This is a genomic window from Mesorhizobium sp. M1328 (assembly GCF_040318075.1).
Classification (GTDB): Bacteria; Pseudomonadota; Alphaproteobacteria; order Rhizobiales; family Rhizobiaceae; genus Mesorhizobium.
On record NZ_JAMYLO010000025.1, the window covers coordinates 70,459 to 80,696 of the forward strand.

At 59.5% G+C, this 10,238-nt stretch carries 10 protein-coding genes; 8 read left to right on the forward strand and 2 right to left on the reverse strand.

Annotation, left to right across the window (positions count from 1 at the left end; all coding sequences use genetic code 11):
• Positions 1 to 26 precede the first annotated feature (26 nt).
• A complete protein-coding gene (locus NKH23_RS29945; protein ID WP_353036130.1) occupies positions 27 to 413 on the reverse strand; it encodes a hypothetical protein in 387 nt (128 codons plus the stop codon).
• A gap of 175 nt (positions 414 to 588) precedes the next feature.
• On the opposite strand from NKH23_RS29945, the gene NKH23_RS29950 reads away from it, so the two are divergent.
• Both NKH23_RS29950 and NKH23_RS29955 read left to right on the forward strand, forming a co-directional pair.
• Entirely contained in the window at positions 589 to 2,217 is a 1,629-nt protein-coding gene (locus NKH23_RS29950; protein WP_353036132.1) for a fatty-acid--CoA ligase, read from the forward strand.
• A gap of 83 nt (positions 2,218 to 2,300) precedes the next feature.
• On the forward strand, positions 2,301 to 3,086 hold the full coding sequence (locus tag NKH23_RS29955) for a DUF1499 domain-containing protein (RefSeq protein WP_353036134.1): 786 nt from the start codon (positions 2,301 to 2,303) through the stop codon (positions 3,084 to 3,086).
• 13 nt (positions 3,087 to 3,099) lie between these two features.
• Here NKH23_RS29955 and NKH23_RS29960 read toward each other — a convergent pair whose 3' ends face one another.
• Positions 3,100 to 4,008, reverse strand: coding sequence for an MBL fold metallo-hydrolase (locus NKH23_RS29960; protein WP_353036136.1), 909 nt, complete (start codon positions 4,006 to 4,008; stop codon positions 3,100 to 3,102).
• Between the two features lie 114 nt (positions 4,009 to 4,122).
• On the opposite strand from NKH23_RS29960, the gene NKH23_RS29965 reads away from it, so the two are divergent.
• The 6 genes from NKH23_RS29965 to NKH23_RS29990 all read left to right on the forward strand — a co-directional run.
• Positions 4,123 to 4,713, forward strand: coding sequence for a biotin transporter BioY (locus tag NKH23_RS29965; RefSeq protein ID WP_353036138.1), 591 nt, complete (start codon positions 4,123 to 4,125; stop codon positions 4,711 to 4,713).
• A gap of 455 nt (positions 4,714 to 5,168) precedes the next feature.
• A complete protein-coding gene (gene nusG / locus NKH23_RS29970) occupies positions 5,169 to 5,759 on the forward strand; it encodes a transcription termination/antitermination protein NusG (protein WP_353036140.1) in 591 nt (196 codons plus the stop codon).
• Between the two features lie 150 nt (positions 5,760 to 5,909).
• Complete coding sequence (locus NKH23_RS29975) at positions 5,910 to 7,229, forward strand: UDP-glucose dehydrogenase family protein (protein ID WP_353036142.1); 1,320 nt, start codon at positions 5,910 to 5,912, stop codon at positions 7,227 to 7,229.
• 40 nt (positions 7,230 to 7,269) lie between these two features.
• On the forward strand, positions 7,270 to 8,547 hold the full coding sequence (locus NKH23_RS29980; RefSeq protein ID WP_353036144.1) for a sugar transferase: 1,278 nt from the start codon (positions 7,270 to 7,272) through the stop codon (positions 8,545 to 8,547).
• A gap of 75 nt (positions 8,548 to 8,622) precedes the next feature.
• On the forward strand, positions 8,623 to 9,717 hold the full coding sequence (gene gmd / locus NKH23_RS29985) for a GDP-mannose 4,6-dehydratase (RefSeq protein WP_353036146.1): 1,095 nt from the start codon (positions 8,623 to 8,625) through the stop codon (positions 9,715 to 9,717).
• 22 nt (positions 9,718 to 9,739) lie between these two features.
• On the forward strand, positions 9,740 to 10,238 hold a 499-nt coding region (locus NKH23_RS29990), incomplete at its 3' end, for a glycosyltransferase (protein WP_353036148.1).

Consider the following 10,238-nt stretch of genomic DNA (forward strand, 5'->3'; position numbering starts at 1 on the left):
GCTTTCCGCCGGTATCTCGCCTAGAATCAGGCGGCGGCCTTGAATGCGTCCATCAGTCCGGCATAGGCGGCGGCAATGCCGGCCACCGGATTGGTGCTTTTCGAGGTGGTCTCGACCTTCAGCGCACCACCGCTGGTCGGCAAGGTGAGCAGCAGGAACTGGCGATTGCCGCCATCGCCGACGCAGGCGGCAGCGACGTGCTGGCTTTCGCCCTCGTTCTCGACGCACATCTTGAACAAGAGCGTGCCGCCGACCGCTTCGAGGGCGCCACCGACGACCTCGACGAATTCATCTTCGGAAACGGCTTTGGCGTCGGGCAACAGATCGGCCTGCATGACATCGGCCGCCACCAGATCGGCCAGACCTTCGGCAAGCGTATTTTCGAGGGCTTTGTCGTCGAACTGCGGGTCCATGCGAACCTCTTTCATTCGCCAATCGCGCCCCGCCCGTTAATCAACGTTAACGCCGAGCATGGCCGGATTGTGGCGAATTCCGCCTCATTCGGCTCCATGCACCGCTCCAGCCCGGATCTGGCTGGACAATCCGCCGGTTCGTCCCACAATGGCAAAAAAATAACGGGAGGAACAGATGCTCGGGCTGATGCAGGAATGGCCGCTGCTTTGCCACAAGCTGATCGACAACGCCGAGAGGCAGCACGGCAGACGCGAGATCGTGTCGCGCTCGATCGAGGGGCCGATCGTACGCAGCACATATGCCGAAATCCATAATCGTGCCCTAAAGGTCGCCGGGCGGCTAGAGCGTGATGGTTTCGGGCTTGGCGACCGCATCGCGACCCTGGCCTGGAACACTGCGCGCCACATCGAGGCCTGGTACGGCATCATGGGTGTCGGCGCCATCTATCACACGCTCAACCCGCGTCTCTTTCCCGAGCAGATCACCTGGATCATGAACAATGCCGGGGATAAGGCGATCTTCGTCGACCTGACCTTCCTGCCGCTGCTCGAAAAGATCGCCGGCGCGGTCAAGTCGCTGAAGCAGGTTATCGTGCTGACCGACATGGCGCATTTGCCGGAGACTGCGCTGCCCAATGTCGTTGCCTATGAAGATTGGCTTGCTGGAGCCGAGGGCAACTTCGCATGGAAGACATTCGACGAAAACACCGCCGCCGGGATGTGCTACACCTCGGGCACGACGGGCGACCCGAAAGGTGTCCTCTACAGCCATCGTTCGAACGTGCTGCACGCCATGATCGCCGCCATGCCCGACGCCATGGGCCTGTCGTCGCGCGATACCATACTGCCGGTCGTGCCGATGTTTCACGCCAACGCCTGGGGCCTTGCCCAGAGCGCGCCGATGATCGGCGCCAAGCTGGTCATGCCCGGCTGCAAGATGGATGGCGCTTCGCTCTACGAGCTGCTCGACACCGAGAAGGTGACCTTCAGCGCCGCCGTGCCGACGGTGTGGATGATGCTCCTCCAGTATCTGGAAGAGACCGGCAAGAAACTACCCTATCTGCAGAAAGTCGTCATCGGCGGCTCGTCCTGTCCACGCGCGCTCACGACGAAGTTCCAGGACAGTTACGACGTCCAGGTCGTCCACGCCTGGGGCATGACCGAGATGTCGCCGCTCGGCACACTGTGCACCCTGAAGCCGGACTATGCCGGGCTAAAGGGCGAGGCCCGCCTAGGCGTCCAGCAGAAGCAGGGCTTTACGCCGTTCGGCATCGAAATGAAGGTGACGGACGACGCCGGCAACGAACTGCCATGGGACGGCAAGACTTTCGGCAGGCTCAAGGTCCGCGGGCCGGCCGTCGCGCGCGCCTATTATGGCGGCATCGGATCCGAACAGTTTGATGAAGACGGCTGGTTCGATACCGGTGATGTCGCGCATATCGATCCCGGCGGCTACATGCAGATCACCGATCGTGCCAAGGACGTGATCAAGTCGGGCGGTGAATGGATCTCGACCATCGAGCTCGAGAACCTGGCGGTCGGCCATCCCGATGTGGCGGAGGCCGCCGCCATCGGCATTCCGCATTCGAAATGGGGCGAGCGGCCTTTGCTCGTGGTTGTGCTTAAGCCGGGCAGGGAGCCGACCAAGACCGACATCCTCGCTTTCATGGACGGCAAGGTGGCGAAGTGGTGGATGCCGGACGACGTCGCTTTTGTCGGCGAAATCCCACACACCGCTGCCGGCAAGATCCAGAAGATTACCTTGCGCCAGCAGTTTCGGGACTATCACCTGCCGACGGATTGACCGGAGATGCGGCGTCTTTGCGCCTTCAAGCCGCCGCTGAAAGGCACTATGCCTTGGTTCGGGTTGGGGCAGCGCGGAAAACAATGACGGGAATTCCCGAGCGACAAACGTCGAGGGCCGCCGGTTGGTCGCGGCGCGCCGGCGCGTTTTCGGCGATCCTGCTGCTGACGGTTCTTATCGGCCACCGATATGACCTCGTCGAGACGCCGGCATTCCTGTGGGTGCTTGGTATTGTCGCCTTGCTGGCCGCGGTTGCGCTTTTGTTTGCCGGGTTTGCCTTTGCGCGACTGTGGAATTTCGGTGATCGCGGCGGCCATGACCTGACCGCCGGCGGCTTGCTGGCGCTTCTGGTGCTCATCCCTTACGCTGTCGCGGCCTATTGGGCGGCGACCTATCCGCCGCTGCGCGACATCTCGACGGATTTTGACGACCCGCCGGCGCTCGATATTTCTACCCGGACAAAGGACATGAACGAGCTTTTGCCGCCGACGCCCGGCGAGCAGCGCCTGCAAATCGAAGCTTATCCGCTTGTTACCGGACGCAGCTACACCTTGCCTTTCGATCGCGTTCTGGAGGCGGTCAAAACCGTGCTCGATCGGCGCGGCTGGCAGCTCACGGCGCCATTTCCAGAGGCAGCAGGGCAAATCGACGTGACGGTCGATGCGCTGGCCAAGAGCTTCCTGCTTGGCCTTCCCGCTGATGTCGCCATCCGCGTGACCGATGACGGCGATGCGGTCATCGTCGATATGCGCTCGGCCTCACGTTACGGCCGCTACGACCTTGGCGACAATGCAGCGCGCATCACCGATTTCCTTGCCGAACTCGACCAGGAAGTCGCCGGCCAGGTGGGCGTGGCGCCGGCGGAATGATATCGGAACGGTACTACTTTGCCGGCGAATAGATGCCGTCGATAGCCGGCGCGCCATCGGTGTGAACCAGGCCGCGCGCCACCAAGTCTTCCAGGTGGGCAAGCACCGACAGGCCGGCCGCGCTATGCAGGCGCGGGTCGGTGTCTCGATAGATCGCCTCCACCATGTCCTTGATTGTCCGGTCGCCGTTGTTGATCCGCTCCAGAATTGCGCGTTCGCGCATTTTGCGATGCGTTTTCAATCCGCGCATGAAGCTGCGCGGCTCGGTCACCGGCCCACCATGACCGGGCAGCAGCAGCCGGTCGTCACGTTCGATCAGCCGATCGAGAGATGTCATGTAGTCGGCCATCGCGCCATCCGGCGGCGCGACGATCGCGGTTGCCCACGCCATGACGTGATCGGCCGAGAAAAGGATGCCGGTTCCCTCCAGCGCGAAGGCCGCGTGATTGGCGGTATGGCCGGGCGTCAGCACCGTCCGGATCGCCCAGCCGTCGCCGTCGATCACCATATCGTCCGGCAGCGCGATATCAGGAACAAAGTCGGTGTCGGCGCTGGCATCGAGCGGATTGACCTCGCCGATGCGCAACGGCCGCGCTGGGCGATGCCGGCCCTCCCCCAGAACCACCGCACCGGTATGCTGCTTCAGCCGCGCCGCCAGCGGCGAATGGTCGCGATGCGTGTGGCTGATGAAGATATGGCTGACCGGCCTGGTCCCGATCGCTTCGAGCAGTGTTCGAAGATGTGCCTCGTCATCCGGTCCGGGATCGATCACTGCCAGCGTCTCGCGCCCGACGATATAGCTGTTGGTTCCGTGAAATGTGAACGGGCTTGGGTTCCTGGCGGTGACGCGTTGAATACCAGGCGCAACGGCTACGCCCTGGCCGTAGGCCGGATCGAAGCGTGTATCGAATTTCAGCGCCATGCGAACGTCGCGACCTTTTTTGGGGCGAGGGCAAAACCGATTGCCGCATAGCACGGAAGCCAATATAGGAAAACGCAAGGCCGCGTTCGGCGGCAATCCGGAACGGGGAAGACCATGGCACTTGCAACGACGATGCGTCCGCTTATTTCTCTCGCTTTGCCTGAAAAGGGCGCGGCCCGGCTGGCAGGACAGCTTTTGCTGGCGATCGCCGGAACGCTGCTGCTGATCTTGTCTGCCAAGACCAAGGTTATGCTCGGACCGGTCGATATCTCGATGCAGACGCTCGCCGTCTTCCTGATCGCTGCCTCCTTCGGCATGCGCCTTGGCGTCGCAACGCTGCTTCTCTACATGGCCGAGGGCGCATTGGGCCTTCCGGTCTTCCAGAGCACGCCCGAAAAGGGCATCGGTATCGCTTACATGCTCGGTTCGACCGGCGGTTATCTAGCCGGCTTCGTCGTCATGGCGGCGATCGTCGGCTGGGCTGCCGACCGTGGCTGGGATCGCCATCCTATCAAGCTCTTCAATGCCATGCTGGTTGCCGAGATCGTCATGATGGCAATGGGCTTTGCCTGGCTGGCGCTGTTGATCGGCCCGGAAAAATCCTGGCAGTTCGGGGTGTTGCCCTTTATCGTCGGTGATCTGATTAAGGTTGCGCTGGCCGCGAGCCTGGTGCCGGCTGTCTGGTCGCTGCTGAAGCGGTCGTGAAGCCGGTCGAGCGGAACTGAAGTCAGAACGGAACTGCGCGTTGCATCGCTGTCACCATGTTGTTGCCTGAACCCCATGACTCAATGGTAACCTGTTCTGCGCGACAATGGTTTTTCGCCGTGCTTGGTGTGGCCGTGCAGGATCTTTCTCGCTGGCGGCAGGCTTGTAGCGCGACGCCATGCAGCGAGGCCGTCACATTAGCTTCAAGTCGACGGACTAAGTACCAGAACCAACGGGCGATTCGTCACGACCAGCGTAACCAAGCACCTACGTATGGAAATAAATTGCTCGACATAGCATCTCAGCCAGCTGAAAAAGAAAGCGGCTCGGTGATTATTTAGGCACAGCTAAATTTCTGGACAATGTGTAGGAAATTCTTAACCCAACCGCCTTGACTCTAGCGGCTTGGTTGCTTGCTGGTATCCACACACTGTCGTAACCGTTGACCTGAGATCATGCCGCCGACCGCCGAAGGAAGACACGTGAGTAGCGCGGAAAAAACAACGAGCAAGGCAACAACCCTGTCGCCTGAGCCGACCGCCGCGCCGGCAACCCGCTGGTATGCGGCCAGCGTCTTTCCCGGGAAGGAGCATGTCGCCGAGCGGCATCTCCGGATCCAGGGATTCCAGCCCTTTGAACCTCGCTGCGAGAAAACCGTGCGTCATGCCCGGCGGCTCGAAACACGGTCCGCAGCTTATTTCCCGGGTTATATGTTCATCGCCCTTGACGTCGCGCTGCAACGTTGGCGCTCGATCAACGGAACGTTCGGTGTGCGTTCCCTCGTCATGCAAGGGGGCCGGCCTTTGCCTGTGCCCTCCGGTCTGGTAGAGCGCTTCATTGCGTTGACCGGCAGGCACGGCCTGCTCGACTTCAGCGGCGGCCTCGCAGCCGGTTCTTCGGTTCGGATCCTTTCCGGCCCGTTCGCGGAAATGATCGGTCGCCTTGACCGGCTCGATCCAGCCGGAAGGGCTCGGGTTCTGGTTGCCATCATGAATGGCGAGATCCCTGTCGACCTTGATGCCAGGGATCTCGTCGCCATCGCATAGTCGTAAGCATCGAGGTGCGGCGAGGCGATGCAAATTGTTGTAGGATCGGCTCTCGGGTTTTCACCCGGGAGTGCGGTAGCCGTCCTTTGGTAGGGAGTGGGCGCTGTCTAGCGAGATCATCTCGTCGGCGCTGATTTGAGAGTACGCGATATGCGGATAACAATGATTGGTGCCGGCTATGTGGGGCTCGTCTCGGGCGCCTGCTTCGCCGACTTTGGCCATCAGGTCTGCTGCGTCGATCGTGATGCGGAAAAGCTTGCCATGCTCAAACTCGGCAAGATACCGATCTATGAGCCAGGGCTCGACGACCTCGTCACCACGAACACCGCGCAAGGTCGCTTGCGTTTCGACGACAATCTGGCCGATGCCGTTTCTCAATCGGATGTCGTCTTCATCGCCGTGGGCACGCCGTCACGGCGTGGCGATGGGCACGCCGATCTGTCCTTCGTCTACGATGCGGCGGCCGAAGTTGGTCGCGCACTCAAGGGGTTTACGGTCGTGGTGACGAAATCGACCGTTCCGGTCGGTACCGGCGATGAGGTGGAACGGATCATTCGCGAGCAAAATTCCGCCGCCGATTTTGCGGTGGTCTCCAATCCGGAATTTCTTCGCGAAGGATCGGCCATCGAGGATTTCAAGCGGCCCGACCGCATCATTGTCGGGACCGATGCCGAACGGGCCAAAGCCGTCATGGGCGAGATCTACCGCCCGCTCTCGCTGAATGTCGCGCCGATATTCTACACGAGCCGGCGTACGGCTGAGCTTACCAAATATGCCGGCAATGCCTTTCTGGCCATGAAGATCACCTTCATCAACGAAATTGCCGATCTCTGCGAGCGGTTGGGCGCCGATGTGCAGGATGTCGCGCGCGGCATCGGTATGGACAACCGCATCGGCGCAAAGTTTCTTCATGCCGGGCCGGGCTATGGCGGCTCCTGTTTCCCGAAGGATACGCTAGCACTGGTCAAGACCGCGCAGGACGCGGCAAGCCCCGTGCGGCTTATTGAAACGACCGTCTCGATAAACGATCAGCGCAAACGGGCGATGGCGCGCAAGGTGGTCGAGGCCTGCGGCGGCTCTGTTCGCGGCAAGTCCATCGGTATCCTCGGCCTTACGTTCAAACCGAACACCGACGACATGCGCGACGCCCCCTCATTGGCCATCATTCAGGCACTCCAGGATGCCGGCGCTTCGATCAAGGCCTATGATCCGGTCGGCATGGAGCAGGCGCGCAAGATGATAGAGGGCATTGAATTCGGAGAAAGCGCCTACGCGGTGGCCGACGGCGCGCATGCAATCGTCATCGTCACCGAATGGAATGCGTTTCGGTCGCTGGATCTGAAGCGGCTCCATGCAGTCATGGCGACGCCGGTAATGGTCGACCTTCGAAATGTCTATCGCGGCGAGGACGTCGTGAAGGAAGGCATAGCCTATTCGAGCGTTGGCCGAGAGCGGCACCTTGTCAGGTGAACGTCCAGGTTTCCATGGGACCCGGGTTGCGGGATTCAATTTGAGCACCACCACTGTCCAATTGCCCAATCGAAGGCATCTGCTGCTCCGGATGCGCTTTCAGCTGCTTGGCGGATTGACATTCGCTATCCTGCTGCCTGCGCTGATCCGCATGTCGTTTGATCAACAGGTTATCCTGTACTCAAACTTGCAGGTTACGATCGTCGCGGCAATCATCGCTCATACGACAGGCTACTTCCTCTACAAGCGCATCGGCAATTTCCCAGGCGTCGCGGCGGCTGGCTACATCCTGCCAACATTCGCGCTGACCTATGGCCTTGTGTTCGTCACTATCTTCTTCTTCAGATTTGACTACAGCCGATTCCAGGCCGCCGCGAGCTTCATCCAGTCAACATTGTGGTACTTTGGCCTGAGCCTGGCCACTCGACGGCTCGATGCATATCGCCTGGCAATAATTCCTGGCGGAGATGTCGACAGGCTGGAGACAATACCGGGTGTGAGTTGGCATAGGATCCATTCGCCCGATACGGTTGTCGAATACGCGAGCGGCGTCGTGGCCGATCTTAGGGCCGATCTTTCAGATGAATGGGAGCGGTATATTGCGGACCGTGCGCTGTCGGGAACACCAGTCTATCACGTCAAGCAAATCAGCGAATCGCTCACAGGCAGAGTGGAGATCGAGCATCTTTCTGAAAACACTCTAGGCTCCTTGAATCCAAACCAGGCTTACCTGAAAATAAAACAGTCTGTGGACTGGGCTTCTGCGTTATTTGTGCTTGTTGTTTTCTCGCCATTGCTGCTGTTTGTGGCGATTGCGGTAAAGATCGATTCGCCTGGACCCGCACTATTTAGACAGAAGCGAATGGGCTACGGAGGGCATCCCTACGAGGTCTACAAGTTTCGAACGATGAAGCTCAGCGACACGGCTGTCGACGAGAAGGAAGCGGCCATCACGAAGGCCGGCGACACACGCATCACCCGTTTGGGGCAGTTCTTGAGAAAATCCCGGATCGACGAGTTGCCGCAGGCCTTCAACATCCTGCGCGGTGAAATGAGCTGGATAGGACCGCGGCCGGAAGCACTCGTACTCTCGAAATGGTATGAAGCGGAGCTGCCGTTCTATCGCTACCGGCATATCGTGCGGCCTGGCATTACCGGATGGGCACAAGTCAACCAAGGCCACGTTGCGGCCGTGGACGATGTTCTGGAAAAACTTCACTACGACTTCTACTACATCAAGAATTTCTCCCCTTGGCTCGACGTGCTGATTGTGTTTCGTACCGTCCGAACCATGCTGACAGGATTTGGCGCGCGTTGAGTGGGCCGCGAAGACAACTAGCCGATACGCTGATCAGTGTTGAGAATATCGCCTTGTCGACCCCGGAGAAGTACAATGACTAGGAAAACCGCACTCATTACCGGCATCACCGGCCAGGATGGCGCCTACCTCGCAGAGCTTCTTTTGGCAAAGGGCTACAATGTCCATGGCATCAAGCGGCGGTCGTCGTCGTTTAATACCGGCCGAATCGACAGTCTCTACCAGGATCCGCATGAAAAGAACGTAAGGCTGTCGCTGCATTATGGCGACATGACCGATGCCACCAACCTCATCCGCATCATCCAGGAGGTGCAGCCCGACGAGATTTATAATCTCGCCGCACAATCCCATGTCCAGGTGAGCTTCGAAACCGCTGAATATACGGCGAATGCCGACGCGATTGGCACATTGCGTCTCCTCGAAGCCATCCGACTGCTTGGCTTGACAGCAAAGTCGCGTTTCTATCAGGCATCGACTTCCGAACTGTACGGGAAAGTGCAGGAGATTCCGCAACGCGAGACGACGCCTTTCTATCCTCGGTCACCTTATGCGGCCGCAAAGATCTATGCGTACTGGATCACCGTGAATTACCGTGAAGCTTACGGCATCCACGCTTCCAACGGCATCCTGTTTAACCACGAGAGCCCGATGCGCGGCGAGACGTTCGTCACTCGCAAGATCACGCGCGCGGCTGCCGCGATAAGCCTCGGCCTTCAGGACAAGCTCTACCTCGGCAATCTGTCGGCTGAACGCGACTGGGGCCATGCCCGCGACTATGTCGAAGGCATGTGGAGAATTCTTCAGCATGAGGTGCCCGATGATTATGTCCTTGCAACTGGGGTCAAGAACTCGGTCCGCCGCTTTGTCGAGCTTGCGTTCAACGAAGTCGGCACCGAAATCCAATGGGTTGGGTCCGGAATTGAAGAAAAAGGCATCGACGCAAAATCCGGCGCTGTTCTGGTCGAGGTCGATCCGCGCTATTTCAGACCGACCGAAGTTGAGCTTCTGATCGGTGACGCTTCGAAAGCGGAGCGCGTTCTCGGGTGGAAGGCAACAACGTCGCTGGCGACAATGGTCCAGGAAATGGTCCAATCCGACCTCGAAACGGTAAGGCGGGAATCCGAACATCGGCGCTTGGACGAGGATCGCATTCGTGTTGCGGCGCAGTGAGCAGCATTAGGCTAGGGTCGTCATGAAAATTTCCGTCTTGACCGTCTGTTGGAACTCTGCGGCGACGATCAGGCATACGATCGACAGCTTTCTGGCCCAGGGTCATGCCGACAAGGAACTGATGGTCATCGACGGCAATTCGTCGGACGACACGGTGGCAATTGTCCGGTCTTACCCACAGGAGCAGATCCGAGTGATCAGCGAGCCAGATTGCGGAATGTATGACGCCCTGAACAAGGGGCTGCGCCTCTATACCGGAGACGCGGTAGGCGTGCTGAATTCAGACGATTGCTTTCACGATCGTACAGCACTGGGACGGATCTCCGCAGGACTCGAACATGCTGACATCGTGCATGGCGACCTCGATTTTGTCGAAGACCATCTGAGCAAGCGGATCGTGCGTCGTTGGGGGGGCGCGGCCCCCCCCCCCCACCGGGTTTTGTACCGATGGGAGGGCGGCCCAAAAAAAATGTTTTTTTGTGTGTTTATAAAAAAAAAAGCGGCCGCCGAACAAGAGAATT

What these genes read in the sequence shown, in the direction of transcription:
- NKH23_RS29945 (WP_353036130.1), bottom strand. Translation starts at nt 413, where the DNA reads ATGGACCCGCAGTTCGACGACAAAGCCCTCGAAAATACGCTTGCCGAA.
- NKH23_RS29950 (WP_353036132.1), top strand. Translation starts at nt 589, where the DNA reads ATGCTCGGGCTGATGCAGGAATGGCCGCTGCTTTGCCACAAGCTGATC.
- NKH23_RS29955 (WP_353036134.1), top strand. Translation starts at nt 2,301, where the DNA reads ATGACGGGAATTCCCGAGCGACAAACGTCGAGGGCCGCCGGTTGGTCG.
- NKH23_RS29960 (WP_353036136.1), bottom strand. Translation starts at nt 4,008, where the DNA reads ATGGCGCTGAAATTCGATACACGCTTCGATCCGGCCTACGGCCAGGGC.
- NKH23_RS29965 (WP_353036138.1), top strand. Translation starts at nt 4,123, where the DNA reads ATGGCACTTGCAACGACGATGCGTCCGCTTATTTCTCTCGCTTTGCCT.
- nusG (WP_353036140.1), top strand. Translation starts at nt 5,169, where the DNA reads ATGCCGCCGACCGCCGAAGGAAGACACGTGAGTAGCGCGGAAAAAACA.
- NKH23_RS29975 (WP_353036142.1), top strand. Translation starts at nt 5,910, where the DNA reads ATGCGGATAACAATGATTGGTGCCGGCTATGTGGGGCTCGTCTCGGGC.
- gmd (WP_353036146.1), top strand. Translation starts at nt 8,623, where the DNA reads ATGACTAGGAAAACCGCACTCATTACCGGCATCACCGGCCAGGATGGC.